This is a genomic window from Thermoplasma sp. (assembly GCF_008709555.1).
Taxonomy (GTDB): domain Archaea; phylum Thermoplasmatota; class Thermoplasmata; order Thermoplasmatales; family Thermoplasmataceae; genus Thermoplasma.
This window is the reverse complement of sequence record NZ_VYIJ01000004.1, coordinates 50,375-71,366: the sequence shown is the minus strand read 5'-3', so window position 1 is coordinate 71,366 and position 20,992 is coordinate 50,375. Positions and strand designations below refer to the sequence as shown.

At 47.0% G+C, this 20,992-nt stretch carries 24 protein-coding genes; 18 read left to right on the top strand and 6 right to left on the bottom strand.

The genetic code is table 11. The annotated features are described in order from the left end of the window. The first annotated feature begins 5 nt into the window (after positions 1-5). From F6Q11_RS02810 to F6Q11_RS02765, 10 genes are read left to right on the top strand one after another with little or no spacing between them, the layout of a single operon-like run. Positions 6-488: a 50S ribosomal protein L18 gene (locus F6Q11_RS02810; RefSeq protein ID WP_297026193.1), complete on the top strand. Its 483-nt coding sequence runs from the start codon at positions 6-8 to the stop codon at positions 486-488. Then, on the top strand, positions 485-1,150 hold the full coding sequence (locus tag F6Q11_RS02805; RefSeq protein WP_297026192.1) for a 30S ribosomal protein S5: 666 nt from the start codon (positions 485-487) through the stop codon (positions 1,148-1,150). Before F6Q11_RS02810 ends, F6Q11_RS02805 begins: the two co-directional genes overlap by 4 nt. After that, positions 1,128-1,625 carry a 50S ribosomal protein L30 gene (locus F6Q11_RS02800; RefSeq protein WP_297026191.1) on the top strand — a complete coding sequence of 166 codons (498 nt, stop codon included), beginning with the start codon at positions 1,128-1,130 and terminating at the stop codon, positions 1,623-1,625. The genes F6Q11_RS02805 and F6Q11_RS02800 overlap by 23 nt, the downstream gene beginning before the upstream one ends. After that, a complete protein-coding gene (locus F6Q11_RS02795) occupies positions 1,606-2,040 on the top strand; it encodes an uL15m family ribosomal protein (RefSeq protein WP_010901656.1) in 435 nt (144 codons plus the stop codon). Before F6Q11_RS02800 ends, F6Q11_RS02795 begins: the two co-directional genes overlap by 20 nt. After that, positions 2,021-3,781: a preprotein translocase subunit SecY gene (gene secY, locus F6Q11_RS02790; RefSeq protein ID WP_297026190.1), complete on the top strand. Its 1,761-nt coding sequence runs from the start codon at positions 2,021-2,023 to the stop codon at positions 3,779-3,781. The genes F6Q11_RS02795 and secY overlap by 20 nt, the downstream gene beginning before the upstream one ends. Continuing rightward, a complete protein-coding gene (locus tag F6Q11_RS02785) occupies positions 3,782-4,333 on the top strand; it encodes an adenylate kinase (protein WP_297026189.1) in 552 nt (183 codons plus the stop codon). Further along, positions 4,326-5,015, top strand: coding sequence for a DUF106 domain-containing protein (locus tag F6Q11_RS02780; RefSeq protein WP_297026188.1), 690 nt, complete (start codon positions 4,326-4,328; stop codon positions 5,013-5,015). The genes F6Q11_RS02785 and F6Q11_RS02780 overlap by 8 nt, the downstream gene beginning before the upstream one ends. A gap of 13 nt (positions 5,016-5,028) precedes the next feature. Beyond that, a complete protein-coding gene (cmk, locus tag F6Q11_RS02775) occupies positions 5,029-5,598 on the top strand; it encodes a (d)CMP kinase (RefSeq protein WP_297026187.1) in 570 nt (189 codons plus the stop codon). A 44-nt stretch (positions 5,599-5,642) separates the two neighbouring features. After that, positions 5,643-6,740 (top strand): RNA-guided pseudouridylation complex pseudouridine synthase subunit Cbf5, encoded by a 1,098-nt coding sequence (locus F6Q11_RS02770; protein ID WP_297026186.1) that lies wholly within the window; start codon positions 5,643-5,645, stop codon positions 6,738-6,740. Then, entirely contained in the window at positions 6,625-7,272 is a 648-nt protein-coding gene (locus F6Q11_RS02765; protein WP_297026220.1) for an NOP5/NOP56 family protein, read from the top strand. Before F6Q11_RS02770 ends, F6Q11_RS02765 begins: the two co-directional genes overlap by 116 nt. Here F6Q11_RS02765 and purF read toward each other — a convergent pair whose 3' ends face one another. From purF to F6Q11_RS02750, 3 genes are read right to left on the bottom strand one after another with little or no spacing between them, the layout of a single operon-like run. Then, on the bottom strand, positions 7,273-8,697 hold the full coding sequence (gene purF / locus F6Q11_RS02760) for an amidophosphoribosyltransferase (protein ID WP_297026185.1): 1,425 nt from the start codon (positions 8,695-8,697) through the stop codon (positions 7,273-7,275). Further along, positions 8,645-8,809 (bottom strand): 50S ribosomal protein L37e, encoded by a 165-nt coding sequence (locus F6Q11_RS02755; protein WP_297026184.1) that lies wholly within the window; start codon positions 8,807-8,809, stop codon positions 8,645-8,647. The genes purF and F6Q11_RS02755 overlap by 53 nt, the downstream gene beginning before the upstream one ends. Beyond that, on the bottom strand, positions 8,806-9,057 hold the full coding sequence (locus F6Q11_RS02750) for an LSm family protein (RefSeq protein ID WP_297026183.1): 252 nt from the start codon (positions 9,055-9,057) through the stop codon (positions 8,806-8,808). The genes F6Q11_RS02755 and F6Q11_RS02750 overlap by 4 nt, the downstream gene beginning before the upstream one ends. A 241-nt stretch (positions 9,058-9,298) precedes the next feature. Here F6Q11_RS02750 and F6Q11_RS02745 point away from each other — a divergent pair, with 241 nt between their 5' ends. Continuing rightward, on the top strand, positions 9,299-10,132 hold the full coding sequence (locus F6Q11_RS02745) for an SDR family oxidoreductase (RefSeq protein WP_297026182.1): 834 nt from the start codon (positions 9,299-9,301) through the stop codon (positions 10,130-10,132). A 381-nt stretch (positions 10,133-10,513) separates the two neighbouring features. On the opposite strand, the gene F6Q11_RS02740 is transcribed toward F6Q11_RS02745, so the two are convergent. After that, complete coding sequence (locus tag F6Q11_RS02740; protein WP_297026181.1) at positions 10,514-10,972, bottom strand: DUF1940 domain-containing protein; 459 nt, start codon at positions 10,970-10,972, stop codon at positions 10,514-10,516. Between the two features lie 95 nt (positions 10,973-11,067). Here F6Q11_RS02740 and F6Q11_RS02735 point away from each other — a divergent pair, with 95 nt between their 5' ends. The 4 genes from F6Q11_RS02735 (at position 11,068) to F6Q11_RS02720 (ending at position 16,166) form a co-directional block, all read left to right on the top strand. Continuing rightward, positions 11,068-11,967, top strand: coding sequence for an EF-Tu/IF-2/RF-3 family GTPase (locus F6Q11_RS02735; protein ID WP_297026180.1), 900 nt, complete (start codon positions 11,068-11,070; stop codon positions 11,965-11,967). A 119-nt stretch (positions 11,968-12,086) separates the two neighbouring features. Continuing rightward, the gene (locus F6Q11_RS02730) at positions 12,087-12,797 is read left to right on the top strand and encodes a hypothetical protein (protein ID WP_297026179.1); all 711 of its coding nucleotides are present in this window, start codon (positions 12,087-12,089) and stop codon (positions 12,795-12,797) included. 107 nt (positions 12,798-12,904) lie between these two features. Next, positions 12,905-14,263, top strand: coding sequence for a hypothetical protein (locus tag F6Q11_RS02725; RefSeq protein ID WP_297026178.1), 1,359 nt, complete (start codon positions 12,905-12,907; stop codon positions 14,261-14,263). Continuing rightward, positions 14,247-16,166 carry a 4Fe-4S binding protein gene (locus F6Q11_RS02720; protein ID WP_297026177.1) on the top strand — a complete coding sequence of 640 codons (1,920 nt, stop codon included), beginning with the start codon at positions 14,247-14,249 and terminating at the stop codon, positions 16,164-16,166. Before F6Q11_RS02725 ends, F6Q11_RS02720 begins: the two co-directional genes overlap by 17 nt. A gap of 386 nt (positions 16,167-16,552) precedes the next feature. On the opposite strand, the gene F6Q11_RS02715 is transcribed toward F6Q11_RS02720, so the two are convergent. Continuing rightward, positions 16,553-17,212, bottom strand: a complete 660-nt coding sequence (locus F6Q11_RS02715) for an enoyl-CoA hydratase/isomerase family protein (RefSeq protein ID WP_297026176.1) — start codon at positions 17,210-17,212, stop codon at positions 16,553-16,555. A 55-nt stretch (positions 17,213-17,267) separates the two neighbouring features. Between F6Q11_RS02715 and F6Q11_RS02710 the strand changes: the two genes are divergently transcribed. Next, positions 17,268-17,897 carry a helix-turn-helix domain-containing protein gene (locus tag F6Q11_RS02710; RefSeq protein ID WP_297026175.1) on the top strand — a complete coding sequence of 210 codons (630 nt, stop codon included), beginning with the start codon at positions 17,268-17,270 and terminating at the stop codon, positions 17,895-17,897. On the opposite strand, the gene F6Q11_RS02705 is transcribed toward F6Q11_RS02710, so the two are convergent. After that, positions 17,827-18,414: a YceI family protein gene (locus F6Q11_RS02705; RefSeq protein WP_297026174.1), complete on the bottom strand. Its 588-nt coding sequence runs from the start codon at positions 18,412-18,414 to the stop codon at positions 17,827-17,829. The two genes, F6Q11_RS02710 and F6Q11_RS02705, sit on opposite strands and share 71 nt — an antisense overlap. Before the next feature lie 263 nt (positions 18,415-18,677). Here F6Q11_RS02705 and F6Q11_RS02700 point away from each other — a divergent pair, with 263 nt between their 5' ends. Then, positions 18,678-19,367 carry a Rieske 2Fe-2S domain-containing protein gene (locus F6Q11_RS02700; protein WP_297026173.1) on the top strand — a complete coding sequence of 230 codons (690 nt, stop codon included), beginning with the start codon at positions 18,678-18,680 and terminating at the stop codon, positions 19,365-19,367. A 10-nt stretch (positions 19,368-19,377) separates the two neighbouring features. Next, positions 19,378-20,991: a cytochrome bc complex cytochrome b subunit gene (locus F6Q11_RS02695; protein WP_297026172.1), complete on the top strand. Its 1,614-nt coding sequence runs from the start codon at positions 19,378-19,380 to the stop codon at positions 20,989-20,991. Position 20,992: the final 1 nt, after the last annotated feature.

Genomic DNA, 20,992 nt, shown 5'->3' with positions numbered 1-20,992 from the left:
TATCCATGGTGTTCAAGAGAAAGGAGGCTGGAATTACAGATTATTCGAAGAGGTTAAAGCTGCTCAAGTCCAGAGAGAAAAGATTCATAGTGAGGATAACTGGAAAGGGCATTATAGCACAGGTAGCAGAATATTCAGAGATCGGAGACAGGATACTGTTCACGGTCACAGATAAGACTCTGGCCAAATACGGAGTAGAGATTAGAGGAAACAACATACAGATATGCTACCTCGTAGGTTACATAGCTGGCATGGAGGCTGAAAAGAACGGAGTAGAAGGTGCGGTGCTGGATACCGGCAGGAGAAAATTCAGAAAGGGCGGAAGGATCGCTGCGTGCCTGAAGGGGTTCATCGATGCCGGAATAGAGGTACCACACGGCGAGGATGTATTCCCAGATAAGAAACGTATGGATGGGAAGCACCTCAAGTCCCCGATAAAGATATCGGAGATAGTTAAGAACTTCAAGAAAATGGAGGAGAAAGCATGAGTGATGAATGGATTCCTAAGACGCAGCTGGGCAAGCTTGTTGCCTCAGGTCAGATAAAGACTATGGGAGAAGCCCTCAGAAGCAAGCTCCCTCTCAAAGAATATGAGATAGTAGATTATCTTCTTCCCAATCTGAAGGATGAGGTCATAGATATAAAGAGGGCGCAGAGGATGACGGACTCCGGCAGGAGGATGACCTACTCAATAACGGTGGTTGTTGGAAATGGCGATGGATACGTGGGTCTCGGAATAGGGCGTTCAAAGGAGGCTGCTCCCGCCATCAAGAAGGCATTGATAAATGCAAAGCTTAACATAATGGAGATAAGGAGAGGCTGCGGGTCCTGGGAATGTGGATGTGGGAGAGCTCACACGCTGCCGTTTCTTGTCCAGGGTAAGTCCGGTTCCGTAAGAATAACCCTGAAACCTGCTCCAAGAGGGGTAGGTCTGGCAGTTGGAGATGTGGCCAGAACCATACTCAGCATAGCAGGCATCGAGGATGCCTGGGGATTTGCGGCGGGCCACACCAAGACAACCGTGAACTATGCACTTGCAGTATACAATGCACTGAAGGAAACATCAAAGGTCAGGATAAATCCAGGCATAGTACTATCTACACCTATATATTCGGGGAGTGTTGTGAATGTTAGCGGTCATAAGGATTAGGGGTAGAACTGGTATAAAGGAGGACATTGCGGATACTGCGCACCTGATGAGATTGAACAGGATCAATCATCTGGTGCTGCTCAACGAGGATGACGTGGTGAAGGGCATGCTCCAGAAGGTCAAGGATTATGTGACCTGGGGAGAGATAGATGTCGACACTCTGGAACTTCTCCTGAAGAACAGACTCATGTTCAGGGGCCGCAGACATCTGACCGAAGAGGAGCTCAAGGAGAAGACTGGGTTCTCGTCCTACAGGGATCTGGCGCAGGCCCTCATAGACGGTAAGATAAAGCCATCTGACATAACGGATGCCGTTCCTGTCCTGAGGCTCAACCCACCAAAGGGTGGATATGAGGCCATAAGGAAGTCCTACAGGAGCGGTGGATCCTCTGGGTACAGGGGATCTGATATAAATCAGCTGATCAGAAGGATGATCATATCAGGGGTGGACCTGAATGGTAAGAGAGAGAACTAAAAAGCTTCGTGGCGGCCATTATGGCCGTGGTTTCAAGGCCGGTCGTGGAAAGGGTAAGAAGGGAGGAAGCGGAAACGCCGGCATGGGAAAGCACAAGTGGATATGGATGGTGAAATATGACCCACTGCACTTCGGCGGGAAGGGCTTCACCAGCCATCACATTTCACAGGTTGAGGTGCCTATCAACCTGGGTGACGTTGAGTACATGTATGAGAGCCTCAAAAGGGACGGCTTCGTGAGGGAGGAGAACGGAGAGATAATAGTGGATCTTAGGGCGGCAGGCTACGATAAGCTGCTTGGAAACGGAAACTTCACGGTAAAGTCAACGATAATCATTGATAAGGCAACCGAAAAAGCAATAAGTAAGCTTTCAGCTATAGGTTCGAAGATCGAAAATGACGGAAGCTCAGCGTAACAATTCAGTTGTTTTCCCCCTCATAATCGTATATGCGATCGTAATGATCGCATTCTGGTACTTCGGTCACCTGGGATACATAAAACTGACGATAGCTGGCGTCATAATCGCACCGCTTTTTTATATCACCTATCTGGTTGCCAGCTACAGGGGCCCAAAGAAGAGCAAACTGTATGGCCTGGAGGATCTGACAGCAAAGCTTCCAGCAGTTAAGAAGGCCAAGGGTCACGTCGAATTCAAGTATAAGATGATGTGGACGGCCCTGATCGTGGTGCTTTACTTCGCCCTGAGCAACATATACATATATGGTCTAAACACGGCCCAGACCATAGACGTCTTCGCATCGTTCAGGGAGATATTCGCTGGCGCCTCCGGATCCCTGATGGATCTCGGTATAGGCCCTATAGTCACCGCAAGCATAGTCATGCAGTTGTTCGTGGGTGCAAAGATATTCAACCTGGACCTGCAGAATGCCGAAGACAAGGCCATATATCAGGGTGTTCAGAAGCTTCTGGTCATCATAATGATATTCGTCGAGGCGATACCGCAGGCGTTTGGATACCTTGTACCGGACACTAAGGTTGTAAATTCCATAAACGCGGTGTTTCCAGGCTATGGAGAGTTCCTGGCTCAGACAATAATAATCCTTCAGCTCTTCTTCGGTTCCTATCTGGTGTTCCTGATGGACGAGGTCGTCTCGAAGTACGGGATAGGATCCGGTATATCGCTGTTCATTGCAGCGGATGTTTCAGAGCAGCTGTTCATCGGTGCCTTCAACTGGCAGGCCCTGAACAACGCGCTCACCTACTCTCTGACGAACCCACCGGCCGGTGCATTCCCAAAGATGTTCTACATAATAATGCATTCCTCTTCATCATATCTTCTGACCAACGGTGTGGTTCAGATACTCTTTTCACCGCCGAATCCAATGATAGCAGTTCTTGGTACGCTGCTGATCTTCTTCCTTGTCGCTTACTTCCAGAGCAGCAAGATAGAGCTTCCTATATCGCATGAGAGGGTAAGAGGTGCCAGGGGCCGCTATCCTCTGCAGCTGCTCTATGCCTCGAATATACCTGTGATACTTGCAACAGCTCTGCTGGCCAATGTGTCCATGTGGACACTGCTCTTCTGGAGCAGTCCGGTTCTGAGCAAGGTTCCTATATTCGGGCACAATCCGCTTCTCGGTTCATATCCGACCACTGCGCAGGCCACTGCATTGAACATATCGGCTACCACGCCAACGGGTGGACTTGCATACTACCTATTCTCGCCCAATGGGTTGTCTGACTGGCTCTTCCCGATACTGCAGCCATCGGCCTACCAGAACATACTGCTGGGGCACACCCCACTCCAGGAGGCAATACACATCATAGTGTTCACAGCCTTCATGGTTGGCTTTAGCGTCCTCTTCGCAATATTCTGGATAGAGACCACCAACATGGGAGCTTCGGCTGTTGCGAAACAGATACAGGCCAGTGGTATGCAGATACCTGGTTTCAGGAGGGATCCGAGGGTCATGGAGCGCGTGCTCAAAAAATACATACCGGCCATAACGATATTCAGCGGTGCAGTTGTGGGACTTTTGGCCGCCGGTGCGAACCTTATAGGTACCGTCGGAGATACTAGCGGAACAGGCCTTCTCCTGGCTGTCGGTATAATAATACAGTTCTACGAGGCGATGGGCAGGGAGCAGCTTATGGAGATGCATCCTGTGATAAGGCAGTTCTTCGTGGGTGGTTGAATGCGGTCAGTAATAACTGGAGTTGCAGGCGTGGGAAAGACCACGGTGCTTGACATAGTGAGCAGGCAGACTGGAATAAACATGGTCAATTACGGCACACTGATGTTCGAACTGGCGAAGAAGCGGGGTCTGGTCGATAACAGAGATCAGATGCGCAAGCTTTCGCGGGACATCCAGATCGACCTGCAGAAGAATGCCGCAATGGAGATAGGGAAGATGGACAACGTCATAGTGGACACGCATATGTCCATCAAGACTCCATTTGGTTATCTTCCGGGTCTACCAGAATGGGTCCTTCGAGAAATAAATGCGTCAATATTCATAATAGTAGAAGCAGATCCAGAACTGATCCTCAGCCGCAGGCGGAACGATCCAACGAGGGCTCGGGACGAGGATTCGATAGAGAGCATCAGAGAACACCAGGAGATCAACAGGGCATTTGCTGCAGCCTATTCCGTATTCAGCGGTGCAACGGTGAAGATCGTAACAAACGAAGAGGGAAAACCAGATAAGGCAGCACAGGATATCATAAAGGTGATTACGGTTGACTGAACAGTACCCCAAGGAACAGCAGGAAGCGATGAAGAAGATGATGACCTTCCAGATGATATATATGGTCGTCATGCTGGGATCGCTGTTCCTTGTGATCACGCCTTCCTCCAGGGATGCCGTTGGGAGGCTTCTCAATTTCGCTCTGATCCCCTCAATAGGATTCGGTTACAGGTATCCTGTCCTGACCATAATACTGACAGGTGTGATAATAGGCATAATATTATCGATACCCAGATATTTCTTCACGGACTGGGTCAAGATGGGGAAGATGCAGAACACCATGAAGGCCTTCAACGATGCCATAAGGGAGGCCTACAGGGAAAGGGACATGAAGAAGATAAACAAGCTTAACAGCATGAGAATGCAGATGTCGATGGATCAGTACCAGCTGTCCATGAACACCATGAAACCTCTTATGGTCATCAGCGTCGTCACAATACTGTTCTACGCCTGGCTCTTTGTTTTTGTCGGAAATCTTCCATACAACTACGTGGCGTTTCCATGGGATTTCAACATAAACATAACGAATGCCCATTTCTGGATAATGCCATACTGGATATTCATGTACTTCCTTACCGAACTCGTGGTATCTTACTTTGTCACCATGGTGATGAAGTACGTTGACTTCAGCTTCAAACTGAGGAAGCTCAGCAGGATGTCAGTTTCCAAGGCAACAGACTGAACAGGGAACAGGAATGAGGATAACCATAGCCGGAAAGATCGGCAGCGGAAAATCAACGGTCAGTTCTGAGCTGTCGAAGATAACAGGCTATTCGGTCTATTCCTCAGGCACCTTTTTCAGGGAAACCGCAAAAAAGATGAATATGAGCATCGAGGACTTTAACGTGTACTCTGAGACCCATCCGGAAGCTGATTATTATACGGACGAGACACAGAAGGCATTCATGCAGGTGAACGACAATATAATAGTTGAGGGACGCCTGGCGGGTTGGATATCGTACCTGAATGGCATAGGTGCGTTCAGAGTCTTTCTATATGCCACATATTATACTAGACTCGTTAGGTTTGCTGGAAGAGAGAACATAGATATAGATGCGGCCAGGGATCTGATGGAGAAGAGGGAGAGATCCGAGAAGGAAAGGTACAGGAGGCTCTATGGTATAGACATAGACGACCTGTCCATATACGATATAGTTGTGAATACAGAATTTATGAAACCTCCTGAGATAGCCATATACATAGCGAACAGGATCGACGAGCTGTCAAGGAAGGATGTATTTACGCCCAGGATACTGCATCGATAATCGTCTGATTTTAAATATGGTTATGGGATACTCGGGTGATACCATTGGACTTCTCCAGTATGAACGGTTTTATCGTTATAGACAAACCACAGGGCCCCACGAGCCATCAGGTGGATCATTGGGTGCGAGAGATACTTGGTACGGAGAAGGTGGCCCACATAGGTACTCTGGACCCGAATGTCACAGGGGTTCTCACCATGGCCATAGGCAAGGCCGTGCGCCTTGTGGATGTGGTGCATGAGAGCCCAAAGGAATACGTTGGAGTAATGCGCTTCTACGATGACATAACCGAGGAAGAAGTCAGATACTATTTCGGGAAATTCACCGGGAAGATATATCAGCTCCCACCGGTGAGAAGCGCCGTTTCAAGGAGCCTGAGAGTCAAGACGATATACTCGCTCGATCTGCTGGAGAAGAGGGACAGGCTAGTCCTATTCCACGTGAAATGCGAATCTGGGACTTACATCAGAACGCTGTGCACCGATATAGGCTATGTCTCAGGCAAGGGCGGCCAGATGGTTGACCTGCGCAGGACGTCGACTGGGCCATTCACAGAGGATAAATGTATAACGCTGCAGGATCTGGCGGCCATGGTTGAACTTGCCAGAAAGGGCGAAGACGCAATGATCAGGGATCACATACTCGATATGACCTATGCCTTCAGGGATCATCCGAAGATAGTGGTTAAGAGGAGCGCACTCAGAAATATAGCACATGGTTCGGATCTGTATGCTGGTGGAATAAAGATAATCGATGGCAAGTTCAGAAAGGGCGACAGGGTAGCTGTCATATCGGAGGACAATGACCTTGTGGGTACGGGCATAGCAATGTGCAGCTCCGATAACATCTTTATGAAGGTAGTGGATTTCGATCATATATTCCTGGAGGCCGAGGATGGAAAGGATAATGTGGTACGGATCGGGAAAGAGGCTGTTCAAAAATCTGGATCAGGACTACATAAAGATCTTCAAGGATCTGAGAGAGGGAAGAATACCGGATCTGGACGGTCCGGGAGAGATACCAGACCTGAGAAAGCTCCTTATAGAGTATGGAAAGGAAAGAATAAGGGAAGAGTTCACGCCGGATCAGGCACTGATAAAGGTAGCGGCGGTAAGGAACGCCCTAGACGAGATCATAAATAAGTATTACGAGAGGTGCATTCCGTTCTCCATCCCATACAGAATAAATACATCCGGAGATCCATGCCAGTTCTTCAGGAACGGTTCTACTGTTGAAGAGATATCCGAAATATTCAGAAAAGGTAACGAGCTGTGCGAGTTCAGATCTCAGATCGATGATCGCATACGTGCGAGGATCAAGGAGATAATGCCAAACACAGTTGATCTTGTTGGGCCCAAGCTCGCTATGGATCTCCTAGAGCGATCAAGGGGCCTGAAGAGGTTGGCCTTCATGCCGGCTAGTTCCATTCAGATGCTGGGTGCTGAGAAGGCCCTTTTCCAGTCTCTCGGACAGGGAAAGAAGAATCCAAAGTATGGTGTGATATTCAAATTCCCGGGCCTATCTGCAATAAATCCGAAATCGAGGGGCAGGATAGCTAGGATGATCGCCAATAAGGTTGCCATAACAGCAAGATCGGATCTCCTTGGAACCAGGATCGATTCCAGAACCATGCGCGAGAGAATAGAGGACGAGATAAAAAAAGCAAAAAAGTGATCAGTACTGCGTTATCTTTTCTGCAAGCTTTCTTGAAATGTCTATCGGGTATGTTCCGGTCAGGCATCCAAGACAAAGGCTGTTCTCGTCAAGGCCTATGGCCTCCTTAAGGCCATCTATGGAGAGAAAGGCAAGCGAATCTGCTCCTATCTCACTGTTTATCTCCGCGTCCGTCCTTCCCCTGGCTATGAACTGATCCTTCGTTTTCATGTCAACGCCAAAGTAGCATGGCGCTATTATGTGGGGTGACCCAATGCGCACATGTACCTCCTTCGCACCATACTTTCTCATCATGCTGACGATGAAGCGCATCGTGTTTCCCCTGACAATGCTGTCGTCAACCAGGACCACCCTCTTTCCGGCTATGACCTCCCTGACCGGATTGAGCTTCAGCCTGATGGCCGCCTTCCTGTCGTTCTGCGTTGGCATTATGAATGTGCGTTCCGAGTACCTGTTCTTCATCAATCCTTCAGTGTACGGTATGCCGGACTGCATTGAGTATCCTATCGCCTGCGATCTCCCTGAATCCGGGACTGGTATGACAAGATCCGCTTCAACCGGGCTCTCTCTGGCCAATATCATACCCATCCTGACCCTGGCCATATAGACGTTTATGCCGTCGATGGTGCTGTCTGGCCTTGAGAAGTAAACGTATTCGAACATGCAGTGGGCAGTTTTCTCTCCACTGTGGATTGCTATGGTCTTCGGGCCGTCGTCGGTCAGCTCGACAACCTCCCCGGGTTCGACATTTCTTATCACGGTGCCTTCAAGAGCATCTATGGCGCAGCTCTCACTGGCAATTATGTACCCATCGGCGTTCTTTCCAATAACCAGTGGCCTTATCCCGTTTGGATCCCTCATAGCGAATAGTCTATCATTTATTCCAACAGCACAGGCATAGGCCCCCTTGAGCGTGTTCATGGACACCTCAAAGCCCTTCTTGAGTCCGTACTTGGAGATGTTTCTGGAAAGTTCAGCCAGCAGCACCTCTGTATCCGAATCACTTTGGAAATTCACACCCTCTCTCTTCATCTCCTCCTTGAGTTCATCTGCATTGACGATCTCGCCATTATGAGAGACGGAGATGAATCCGATCTGAGAGTTTATAACAAACGGGCCGGCATCGATCACATCCTTGGAACCTGCTGTTGAATACCTCGTGTGGCCAACGCCTATCTTACCCTTCATATTGTCTGTGGAGGGATTGAAAACATCTGTCACAAGGCCGCGGCCCTTCTTCAGTATGGTCTTCCTGCCGTCAAAAACGGCCATACCGGCAGATTCCTGCCCCCTATGCTGCAGCGTTCGGAGTGCAGTTATTATGGGATCATAGGCATCGATCCTGCCTCTGAAACCCACAACTGCACAGTCTTCACTTGGCTTTTGCCCATTTATAGGATCTGATCCTTGGGGCAGGGAATCCACAGTGAGAGCACCTCTTCGTCCTTACATTATATGTGTGATGACCACACCTTCTGCATCTTATGTGCGTCTTCTTGTTATTTATCTTACCCATTACGGCTGTTCCATTGCTCATGAACCATCACCCTTTGATGGAGAGACGAATATTACGTTATCGCCCCTCACCAGAACACGGTCGTATACACCCTTGTTCTCTCCATTGATTATCTCGCTTGCGTTTTGCAGCACGATGTTCATGTACACATCGTAGCCCTCAAGTGTACCGGAGTATTCTCTGTTTCCCTTAACATCTATCAGTACGTTTCTGGATAGCGCTGATTTCAGTACATCCATCGGTTTAACATTAGCTGGTGTCTTAGGCATTGCAGTTCGGCATTGAATTGTTAGTTTATATATAACGTTATTCGTTTTGTAGTTCAAACTGCTGAAAACGATGCTGCAGGCCAGCCCTGCATGATATATTTTGCAGGAGGAAATAGCAGAGTCCAATGGCATGCGGTCAATAAGCATGGTGAGAGATGAGGCGTTCGATCGCTGTATGCCGCAAGACCAATATTTCTAAACAGCTACGTCAATTTTTAATAGGTTGAAAAAATACAAGCATGTGAAGGTTATAGTATTCGGTGGTTCGGGCTTCCTGGGAAGCCATCTGGTCAACAGACTGGATGCAGATGAGATGGCATACTTTTCACTTGACAGGGGAAACACGATCACGAGAAAGGATGCCAGGTGGATATCAGGCGATGTTACTGACTACTCCAAGGTCGCAGAGGCTATGAAAGACGCAGATGTGGCCATATTTGCGGTTGAAGACTGGAATGCTGATGAGAAGAGAAACCGCGAGATCCTGCTTGCTGGTATAAAAAACGTTGTAAACGCCGTGAAGGCCAACAACACCGATCAGAAGGTTGTGTCTTTCTCTATAATAAACCAGCCATCATATCCGTTGGAGTTTTTCAGAACAAAGAGGCTAGTGGAGGACAATACGCGTGTCCTGAAGAGCGGCCTGGTTGTGAGACTGTCTTTCCTATTTGGCGAAGGTGATCACTTCACGGACAGGTTCAGAAAACTGTCAGAGAAGATAGGGCATCTATCTCCGGAAGGGAATCTGGCGCCCGTTTATGTGGATGATGTCGTTACCGTTGTGAATTCGATACTCAAGAGGGAGGGGGTTTACGATATATGCAGCAACGACAACCTGCCCCTGATAAAGATAGTGAACTACATACGAAAGATGAATGGAAAGAAGGAGATAGGAGAAACGAAACTGGAAAAGGCTATATCTGCGGTTATGGACACCGGTCTATTCACCGAATATGAGTCCCATCTTCTGTTTCAGGACTACTACAGGGAAACAAACATACTGGACAGGTATGTGAAGGAACCGCTTTCATACCTTGATTTCCTGCGCGGTATATCTGTCACGCACACTACCTGATATCAATTAATTTTAAAGAAAAGTTAGGAGTTTGAGGGAAGCAGTAAGACTCAGACCTTCAGGGAGGAGATACACGGACTTCCCCCAATGGAAAAATAATAAAGAAGTCTGGTATAAATGCATGTACTGCGATAACCACGCAGTATAAACGAAATGGCTGAGTAGGGCCGGTGCGGTCCGAATTCACGCCTGTGGAGATCGCAACTTCGGGCTTGCATGGAATATATCCGTACAGGCAGATGTCTCTTCGTTGAAAGGAAGCTCCGATGCTTCAGCTGAGGAGTAGCTCACTCAGACGTGGTTAAGTGGGTGGAAGCCCCATCCGCAAGGGAGAGGTAGTTCACCTTTCCTCTTTACAAATCAAAACCTCGGTTCGAGAGGTCATAGCCTTATATCTCCAAGCGACTCCCTCAATATCACAAAGCCCGTCTTCATTAACTTTAAAATGGTTTCGTCATTCACGATTTCTCTGAATTCCTCGGTTTCTTTGAGACTGTACAGCCAGTAAACAGCGCTATCGATGGAACTCCTGGCCAAGAACATGTACATTGACCATCGGTTTCCGTTGTTTGCTTTCTCCTTCATATCGTACCAGTCTTCCTCTGTGAAATTCAGCCTTTTCTCCTGAAAATCGTTTAGTCTTGATTCAGGATCGGACAGCGAATTGTATATTGTGTCTATCATATCCAGTATTTCCCTGGTCTCATTTACCTTGATTCCTTCCGCTATGGCCAGACCCAGGTATGCCTCGGCCGCTTCTATATCACTTCTGAATTTGAAATAGACATGATCGGCTGGCAGATCGGAATCTATAACAGGGCAGTACCTCTTAACATCCATGGGATCCGGATTTGATCCCAAATCACGATTAAAATGTTTCTTAGCTTCCGCAATAAAAAGGATATTTTAATCTAAACATATGGCATGAGGGTCGTATGTACCATTTCAATGTCTTTGCCTATGGCGTTGAGGACATACTCCGCGAAATTTCGAAGAAGGGCACAGAGAGCGACATACGTCTATACAACAGGAAAGATGATGACGGCGTGATGACGTTTATAGAACCGATCAAGTATCCAGACAAGATATCATCGCTCACGGATTCCATATATCCGACGGATATTTTCATAATAAACGGTGAGAATCTCGACAAATATTTCGCTGAGACGATAATTGCCCTTGACCTGTTCGGAAAAAAGAGGGGTATAATAGTTGCCAGCGAGGATAAGCAGGGCACGATCAGAAGGCTGCTCAAGGATACGAACATCGATCCAGAATTCTTCTCCGGAAGGCCCATGGAAATACTGGATAGGATAAAGAACATTAAGATCGATAGGGACGATCAGAACACGCTTGTGGTTATAGATCACTACTTCAAGGTAAAGAGCGTAGGTACGGTGGTTCTTGGCTTCGTACTGTCCGGAAAGATTAGAAAACACCAGGATCTCTATTTATCAGAGATCAACAGGCAGGTTCAGATAAGGTCAATACAGGTAAACGACGTTGATTTCGAAGAAGCAGAAGCCGGTACCAGGGTAGGGATAGCGTTGAAGAATGTTGAGGTTGAGGAGCTTTCCAGGGGTATGTTTTTAGCCGAGAAGCCATTCGAATACACAAATCAGGTCGAAGACAATATCACATTTCACAGATCGCTTAAGGACAGGGATACGCTTTCTGATCCGTACATATCAGACCTCATGAACTTTGTGAAATGCAGCCCTGAAGGTGATGCATACACCACAAGGCTCAAGCTGCCAGTCCTGAAGGACACGCTTGTCCTTGCGGATCAGAACGGGTTTCCGAGAGTTGTTGGTTACAGCAGGGTGAAGAGATAAGAAGCAATAATTTCCTTATCTGAATAAGATCTTTTTCACCTCCATTGTCGATGTGCAATGACCTAAAATGTTAGCTTTCACGGTTAAATAGCGAAACATCATTTTAATAGCGATAACAGATGGATGATAAAGTATTCTATGCATTGGTTACAGCGGTCGTCGTGATAGGCGGTATTGGTATAGGTGTGGCCTACTCATACACAACCAGCCATCCTGTATCTGCTCCATCTACAGGACCTTACTACCTGACGCTTGTCATAACGCCATCGAACCCATACGTCTACAACTCTACTTACGAACACAACCAGCCTTCATATTTCATACTGGCAGCCAACAACACCCTAGAATCAGCAGCCAATATAATATTACCTGCGCACAGGGAGATTGTCCTTACGATAATAGACTATGACTCCGGCCCGACACCGAACATAGGTAATACAAGCACATCGAACAGCACCATATTCACCAAGGTCATCGGAACAGTCGGTGGTGTTGAATATCAGTACAATACAACCTCTGCGCTCTCGACCTATAAAAACGGAACCACCACGCTTCAGAAGCCAGAGGTGATCAGCCAGATCAACTGGTTCGGAAACTCGACTGGAGGATACAATATTACGCACACGTTCACAATAATAAACAGCGGGCAGATACTGGTGAACATCCCCACATGGGGTGGATCAACAACACTGGCATATCTTTACCTGAATAATACGGGCACATACACATGGCAGTGTTACGTTCCCTGCGGCCTCAGCGAAGTTAACGGAGGCTGGAGCGGGGCAATGACCACTGTTGGCTGGATGACCGGAACAGTCGTAGTAGATTAAACATGCATAACAAAACCATTTTTCTCTTTCAACTCATATCATTTTTTATATTTTTTCTGACTATTGGAATCTTTTACAACAGGTATATATTCATAACCAGCGACTCTATGATTCTATTTGCCTTCGTATTTTCAATTCCTGCAATACTTCTCATAAGTTCCCTGCCGGTTGGCAGATTTTCAAAATCAGCAGCGATGTATGGTAACACATTCTATGTTTTTTTCCTTATTATAATACTCATTTCTTTTTACAGGTATCCAATGTTCTGGTTCGCCCTGATATCGCTTATTCTTGCCATGATGGCGGAGTTGAAACTTGTCGGTGAGACAGAGGGTTACCTCATAAGATTACCGGCATTTGTCGGTACGATAATATTCATGATCTACCTTGGTGGCCTGGTATCGATATCTCTGCCTACTAGGGCTCCAGTGATAATAGAATCTGATGTCAGCCTGTTCAGGGGGCTCGGAATGGTGCCGCTGGGCCTTGATATCGATGGTATCTTCGTTCTTACTGAGAACATAAATGTGCTGATAAGTCCGTTCATAGAGATCGTTTTCTTTGCCGTTGCAGCATTGGTTTCAGAGAATTATTACCAGATCATATCGTATTCATCCAGGCACGGCAATACAATAGGTTCGGCTCTTTCAGGTCTAACAAGCGCATTCAGCTGTCAGTGTGAGAGCTTCATCTCACTTCTGCCTGCGGTGGCGGCGCTTATAATCGATGTGATACTTATACCGGTGCTGCTTCTGAGCCTCACCCTTCTCATACTGACGTATATTTTTGTATCACGCTTTTACAGATCAGGAAGGCGGATAAAGAGGTTCTTTGTGCGGCCAAGGGACAGATCGGTTGTGCAGGCAGTGGCCATCCTGGCGGGATCGGTGGTACTCCCATTGATCCTGGAATTTCTTGTTTCGTTGGGGCTGGAGAAAAACATCATATTCTTCTTTGTGGGCGGTATGGCCATGGTTCTATCTGGCTTCATATTCGCCACAATACTGTTCAGCTTCCTGACGCTGAATTCATCCTATAAAGTTGTTGCCTCTGCATTGTCTGTATTGGGCATACTAATTTCATACTTATGGTTCGTTCCGGATCTCACCTTCATGGCCTATTATAAACCAGCATTCTACGCACTGATGATGATCACTGGATACTCAGCCGGTATACTCATAGGTTCAGGATACAGCCTGATGCCTTCCATTACTAGGTACACATACCTAGAATATGTTACTGTTGTTTTCAACGTCGTCCCGCTTGTGATATTCTACATGTCGTCCGTAATGGAGGTGCACATATGGCCGTTCATGCCTCTCATAGATCAGGTATGGTTCAGCTTGGCTCTTTGGATCGCCATGCTTCCCATAATGTGGTACACAACGCACCTATCCTTGAACAGCTTCGCAGGACTCTCACTTCCAGGGAGAAACAGGGTGATGATCGTTGAACACGCTGATTGATTTTCCGATCGAGATCCTGATGTCGCTGATCTTCTTCTATCTCTTCTACAGGATCATGAAAAAAAGCACCAATGTTGGTCTGGAGATATTCATAGAGGTTATGATGATCTCGATGTTTCTGGGTCTCATCATATACTTCAATCGTCCTTTGACTTTCACGAAGGCATCCGCTGCTGTTGACATACCTATGGCCTTGATGGGCGCAGCGATCGTATGGGTTTATCTGACTAGGGATTCCTCAAAGAGCACGCCCAGGATATCGTTGTTCATATCGCTTCTAATAGCAAACGAGGTGACCATGGCCTACTTTCTCACCATGATATCCTATCCAACCTTGCTGAAAAATGGTATGATATATGCTTTGATCCACAGTGTCAGCAGCTATCTATTCATAGTATCCATGGAGATAGAAATGGCTCTTTCCTTGTTATTCCTTGAGCAAGATAGGATCAAGAAAGTGGTGTTCTCGGGTATAGCCCTATCAGGTCTATTCAATCCATTTTTCCTTCCTGGATCTTATCTTCCGCTGTACGGCATTTTATATTTTACAGCAGTAATGGTCATCTTCATGGCCGTGCTCTTTGAGGTGATCGCAGCAAAGTTCGATACGATGAACTATAGTAAAATAATCTTGATATCGATCTTTTTCGGTCTGATGAGCCTGTCTGCGGTCGGCCTATTTTTATCGCTGGTCTTCGGTTCGATCGGATTCCTCGCACTATTTGACGCATCGATGCTGGCTCAGATGGCATTCTACTTTCTTTTTTTGTTCATGGGCAATGGAGCAAAGGGCAGAATCGGATGGTCAAACAACAGGTACAAGATGTTCTATGTGCTCCTTTTTTCATTCCTTGCAGAGTGGCTGGCGGCAGCATCAATAATATCGGTCACTGGAAACGTTCATGGTCTGAATTCCTTCATGAACAGCTTCGGCATCGGTATGCAGGGCGGTCTTGGCGCGGCGGTTCTCAACGCCATTCTAGTATTCGGTTCAGTAACAAATTCATACATATTTCTGATAATAATGGGCGTGGAGATGGCCTCTCTTGTTATAGTGAGGATTGGAAAGCTCAGGTGGCGCGAGAAGAGATGGAACCTGACCTTTGCCCTCATAGCCTATGCACTTTACACCATTTATTTCCCAAATTTTGTGGATCCACGGTACTATGAAATCCTGCCATTCTGGGGAAATGTGGGAAGCCTTGGACCTGTTTACCCAGGCATACTCGGAGCACTGATCGGAAGCTATGCACTTTACGCCGTCCTTGCTCTGCTCTTCGGTAGAAGAAGCTACTGCAGCACACTCTGTCCATCCGCCGTCATGTACGGTGGTACACTTGGCCAGGCCATGATAAAATACAATTATTCCGCCCCGTTAAGCAGAAAGCACATTGGTAGCAGGTTCAAGGAATCGTTATACCCGGTGATCGGTTCATCATGGGTACTCATACTCATCGCCGCATATCTTTCGTATCTTGCCAGCACCGGTCATATGGCCGATCCATATGGCGCCGATCCAGCAGTGATATACTCTTTTACGGTGTGGAACGTGATCTGGTACATATTTTTCATGAGCATACCGCTTGTCGGAATGAGTCCATGCAGGAGGTACGGGTGGTGCTCAACCGGTACTTTCGTCGGGTTCTTCAGCAGGATCGGTCTATTCAGGCTGAAGGTGCATGATCCATCCAAATGCGTGACCTGCAAAACAAAGGCCTGCGTCACGGCATGTGAAGTCGGTGCCGGGGATCTTGCAGGCCAGTTCATTAAGCAGGGTTATTTCAAGAGCTCGAAATGTGTTGGATCCGGATCATGCATACTTGCCTGCCCCTACGATAACATATACTTCTATGACGTGAGAAACGTTTTTTCAGAACTCAGGAAAAGATTAAAGGGGAAATGAGGAGTCCTATGATCGCCTTCTAGTAACTTCGGCATTTAGAGTTTTAATTGTTAAATGATTTCAATATAATTATGTATCATGCTTTAAAATTGAGGGGCTTCTTACGAATGTCATGTACATGTTGGAAGTTAGATCGTCCAATCTGGAAGGAATTGAAGCGTTCGAAACGCAGCGCCATCTGCGACAGTGATAGGTTGGCATCGGTGGCAATCGTTATCCTTAGATGATCACTCGATATCCTGTTTACCGCAGGAAGAGCACTCCTGGTGTTTGATGAAATATAATCGCCTGTACCATCCAGATCAGGCGGCTGTTGAGAATGCCGGCGACCTCAAGAATACCATGCATAACAATGCATTACATAATTCTCGATATCACTTAGGCGTTCAGGTTCGCATAAGATAGTGCTCATAGAAGTTCAGCTTCTCCATGTTTATGAGTTCAGTTATACCTCTATATCTCTGTTTTCTTCTGATGGAGAAATTGGCATCTGCAGTTTTCTCTATTATCTCCTTAGCAGTCTCAAGCAGACTCTCATGCTTCAGCACGCGATCAACATTGATGCCCTCTTCCGCCACCGAGAGGTCGGTTCTCCGCATCCTTAGCGATGTGAAGGATCCCCCGATTTTGAACTCGTAACCCTTTTCGAAGCCAACCCGTACATCGTCAGCGCTTATTATCATGTCGGCGAGAAGTGCGATCTCATAACCCTCATCTATGGCGTCGCCGTTGAGTATTGCGAATACCGGTTTTTCTAAAGAATATATCATAGATATCAGCGCTGATGAGGACTGCATCATTCTGTATACGATGTTATTTGATAGCTGGCCGCTCACGATGCGTCGTCCGAATACATTGTTCATTCCGGTTATTGCTACAGATTTGACGCTTTCATCCATCGCTGCGATACCCATGGCCGCCGTGATCTCATCAAGGGTATTAAGATCAAATTCGCCATGGCTATCGCTCCTTATCACGATCAGCCCTATGCCTTCTTCCTGCCAGAATGAAATGCTCCTATAGCCCCTTACTCTGATATCTGTCATCTTATCGGAACGCTAAAGGTAATACTTATATTTGATGGATGCCTAACATGTTAGATTGAAAGGAAACAACCCGTCAATTGAAGCTATCATCGAAGTGGAGAGGGAGGATTGCTGGGTCACCAACCTTGTTCTGGACAGGGATCCACAGGCCGTGATCGAGAGGCTTAGGATAGGTGAAAATACTACCATACATCTTATAAAACCCTCAATGGATCGGCATTCGCTGTTCAACGAGATAAAAAAGTATCCCGGCTATGTGTTGAAAGCCAACCTCAGCGGTAAAGACGCGATCTGGGCAGAGGGTAAGAGCTGTACGGCATGCCGTATACTCGAGTCATTCAATATGATGGTTATGGGCGGCAAATCCATCAGTTTCGATAAGGTAAGATACAGGATCATCGCGCCTACAAGATCAGAGTTTAACAGAGCCCTCAGAAAGCTTAAGGAGGAGGAGATAAACGTCATTGTCATCTCCATCAGCGAATATTCCAAGAATGAACTCACGCCCAGGGAAAGGGAGGTCATAATGAGTGCTCTCAAGCTGGGGTATTTCGATATAGACAGGCAGATATCGATGAAGGATCTTGCCAAGAGCTTTGGAATAAAGACATCTTCTATTTCCGATGTGATGCGACGTGGACTGAAGAAGATTGTGATGGATTATTTCCGAGATTCTCTATCGTAGTCTGACCCCTGAACAATGAAAGAAAGATGCTAAGGTTGGCCTCTGACCCAACCATCAAGCCCGCCTTGATTGGAGACGGCCATTTCAGTCCAAAATCCTGAGTTTTGATCTTGCCAGTTATTCTCAGGTTGATCATATCGCTGTTCGCCGAGATCACGAATACATTGAATGGGATAACCTCCTCCATTTCTTTTATTCTTACATGGAAATCCACCGGATGATCTAAAGTTTTTTTCAGATCGAGATCTTTGACCTCACATTCTATGTACCTGTATTCAGATGAGTTGAAGTAGCTTCTCTTCATGAGGTTCCTGTCCCTTATGCTGTTACCGGTTCTGATGCTCGTCACGTCTATCTTGAGGAAGGCGTAATCGACTGATTCCATTTCGCTGATCAAAGCACAGCCAAAGAACCTGCTGAAATGTCCGGATACCTTTGATAGGACAAAATGTGATATGGTAAAATTTATCTGAGATCTCTCAGAACACAGAACGTAGTTACAGACCTTGGTATCCACGATATTTCATATAGCGAATGGATAAAATACTTTGGTCTTAAGTGTTAGGCAGATCTATGGATCATCTCCTCCAATAACACCGTAATAACCTGAATAGTTAGGTTAAGACTTTATTTCATTAGCTAGTTTAAAAGAATCAATCAGGGAATACTATGATTCTGGAGGTGTTATAGACGGCAGATACTCCTAAGGATAAGAAATGCAAAGATAATCAGGATCAGGATGTTATTAACGATCCAGGGCGCAGGAATTTCATAAAGGCCATGGGTATAATTTCAATAGCGGCTGTGGCAGGTCTTTCCCTGCGCAGCCTGATTCAGAATATAATTCCGCCCCAGGAAGTTACATCGTCCACTTTTCCAACGCTTACACTAGTGGACAGTAAGACAGGTAAGCCCATCACGACAAGCGATCTGACGGTGAACTCGCCTGCGATAGTGGTTTTCGATTACCCGCTTCAGAATGAGCCAAACTTCTTGCTCAGGCTTGGAAATTCTTCCGGCCAGGATGTGGCAATTAAGGCAGTGACCGTGAAAATACCTGCAACCGGTCAAACCTATACATCGCCCGGTGGAGTCGGGCCATACAAGTCGGTTGTGGCGTCTAGCGCAATATGTCAGCACCTGGGCTGCGTCCCTCCAGAGATACATTACTATCCACCCGGAACGTCCATACCCAACACAAGCATCTCAGGATCGTCGAACCATGGGCTCATTCACTGCAACTGCCATGGAAGCACGTACGACCCTATAAACGGCTTTTCCGTGGTCACTGGCCCTACAACGCATCCACTGCCCAGCGTTGTCCTATCATATGATTCTTCAACGGACACCTACAAGGCTGTGTCCATGGTTGGTCCTACCATCTACGGTCACAGCAGCGATCTGTCAGGTGGGACTGCCATTTCTGGAAATAGCACGGATGTGGTAAACGAGGGGCTTCCATCAACGTGAGGTGTTTCAAGTGGAAGAGAAAAAACCAGAGGATTATGAAAGCATCGTCAACATAATAAACAATCCAGAACCATTACCGAGGCGCGTTCCAGATTACATGCGAAGGAAAGGTGGTGTGTGGTTTTGGACCGGTGCGCTGACAATGTTTGCGTTCATCTACGAAGTCATCACCGGGCTGATCATGCTATTCTACTATCAGCCGTCAAACGCATACACAAGCACAGAGAATTTTCTGCACAGCGTTCCATATGGTGAGATAATACTGACCACGCACCTGTACGGCGCGTATATAATGATAGGTCTTCTCTATATCCACCTGCTCAGGAACGTTTTCGTTGGAGCTTACAAGAAGCCAAGGCGGGATCAGTTCCTTTCAGGCGTATTGCTTCTTCTTCTCACGCTTGGCGTCGGATACTTCGGCTACTCTCTCAGCGGTGACGTGCTGTCCGCAGACGCAACTGATGTCGGGCGCGGGATAGCACAGGGCTTTCCGGTAATAGGCAATTACATAATGGAGATAATATTCGGAAACGGAACGCAGACGGATCTGTTCCACAGGCTTCTGGCATGGCATATCCTGCTGGCAGGTCTCATAGCTGTCGTGGTTGCTGCACACTTCTTCCTGGCTGAGGCAAGAACCATAATGCCAAGAAGGAGCGAGACAAACTACATGGCACCTGCGATCGATAAAGAGAAGCCGGATTACAAGCCATGGTACCCGTACAACATGGTTTACATGGTGGAACTCGGCTTCTTCTCATTCGCCGCGATATTCATACTTCCAGCGCTTGCAGCTCTCCTTCCTGGAGTCCCTACGCTGTTCTCTCCATTCCCGCAGGTAGCCCCAGGAAATCCAGCAGCCTCTGCAGTTCCCGCATATCCGCCATGGTTCCTGCTCTTCATGTACAAGGAGCTGGATTTCCAGTTTGCACAGGGGATAGGGCCATTCTGGGCCACAGTAATATTTGCAGGATTCCCCCTCGTCTATCTGATAATACTGCCATACATAGACAACACGTTCTCGCTAAAACTCTCTGACAGGCCAATCTTCACAGGACTTGCCATAACTGGCATATTCTATCTGATCGGACTTTCTGTCTGGGGTGCCCTGACGCCAGGTATACAGATTCCGACAGGATATGCCCTGATCTTCTTCATCGTACCACTGATAATCGTTCTGCCCATAACAACCGTTGTGGCGAAGTACTTCAGGATGGGAAAGCTGAACTACAACCACATAGCGGCCATAGGATCTGCACCGGTAATAGGCTTCTTTGCATTCGAGCTTGGTATCCTATTGCCGGGGTACTTCAGGGGTGATGGAGGTATATATCTTGAGGCCTCGATCTTCCTCGCGGTCTTGATAGTCCTGATGATACTTATCCTCATGAAATCCGCAGGCTATTTCAGTTCCGAGACAAAGAAGACCACTCAGAGCAGGTACTTTTACATCGCCATAGCTGCCGTTCTTGGATTCTTTTCACTGTTTCTGGCAACAATAGTCTCGATCATGAACCCGACATCCGTTACCGACGAGGCATTCTACTCCCTTGCAATAGGAATAATAATGCTTTCGCTGGGATCCATAACCAAGATATACAGAAAAATAACTTATAATGAATAAT

What these genes read in the sequence shown, in the direction of transcription:
- F6Q11_RS02810 (WP_297026193.1), top strand. Translation starts at nt 6, where the DNA reads ATGGTGTTCAAGAGAAAGGAGGCTGGAATTACAGATTATTCGAAGAGG.
- F6Q11_RS02805 (WP_297026192.1), top strand. Translation starts at nt 485, where the DNA reads ATGAGTGATGAATGGATTCCTAAGACGCAGCTGGGCAAGCTTGTTGCC.
- F6Q11_RS02800 (WP_297026191.1), top strand. Translation starts at nt 1,128, where the DNA reads ATGTTAGCGGTCATAAGGATTAGGGGTAGAACTGGTATAAAGGAGGAC.
- F6Q11_RS02795 (WP_010901656.1), top strand. Translation starts at nt 1,606, where the DNA reads ATGGTAAGAGAGAGAACTAAAAAGCTTCGTGGCGGCCATTATGGCCGT.
- secY (WP_297026190.1), top strand. Translation starts at nt 2,021, where the DNA reads ATGACGGAAGCTCAGCGTAACAATTCAGTTGTTTTCCCCCTCATAATC.
- F6Q11_RS02785 (WP_297026189.1), top strand. Translation starts at nt 3,782, where the DNA reads ATGCGGTCAGTAATAACTGGAGTTGCAGGCGTGGGAAAGACCACGGTG.
- cmk (WP_297026187.1), top strand. Translation starts at nt 5,029, where the DNA reads ATGAGGATAACCATAGCCGGAAAGATCGGCAGCGGAAAATCAACGGTC.
- F6Q11_RS02755 (WP_297026184.1), bottom strand. Translation starts at nt 8,809, where the DNA reads ATGAGCAATGGAACAGCCGTAATGGGTAAGATAAATAACAAGAAGACG.
- F6Q11_RS02750 (WP_297026183.1), bottom strand. Translation starts at nt 9,057, where the DNA reads ATGCCTAAGACACCAGCTAATGTTAAACCGATGGATGTACTGAAATCA.
- F6Q11_RS02740 (WP_297026181.1), bottom strand. Translation starts at nt 10,972, where the DNA reads ATGGATGTTAAGAGGTACTGCCCTGTTATAGATTCCGATCTGCCAGCC.
- F6Q11_RS02735 (WP_297026180.1), top strand. Translation starts at nt 11,068, where the DNA reads ATGTACCATTTCAATGTCTTTGCCTATGGCGTTGAGGACATACTCCGC.
- F6Q11_RS02730 (WP_297026179.1), top strand. Translation starts at nt 12,087, where the DNA reads ATGGATGATAAAGTATTCTATGCATTGGTTACAGCGGTCGTCGTGATA.
- F6Q11_RS02725 (WP_297026178.1), top strand. Translation starts at nt 12,905, where the DNA reads ATGATTCTATTTGCCTTCGTATTTTCAATTCCTGCAATACTTCTCATA.
- F6Q11_RS02715 (WP_297026176.1), bottom strand. Translation starts at nt 17,212, where the DNA reads ATGACAGATATCAGAGTAAGGGGCTATAGGAGCATTTCATTCTGGCAG.
- F6Q11_RS02700 (WP_297026173.1), top strand. Translation starts at nt 18,678, where the DNA reads ATGGGTATAATTTCAATAGCGGCTGTGGCAGGTCTTTCCCTGCGCAGC.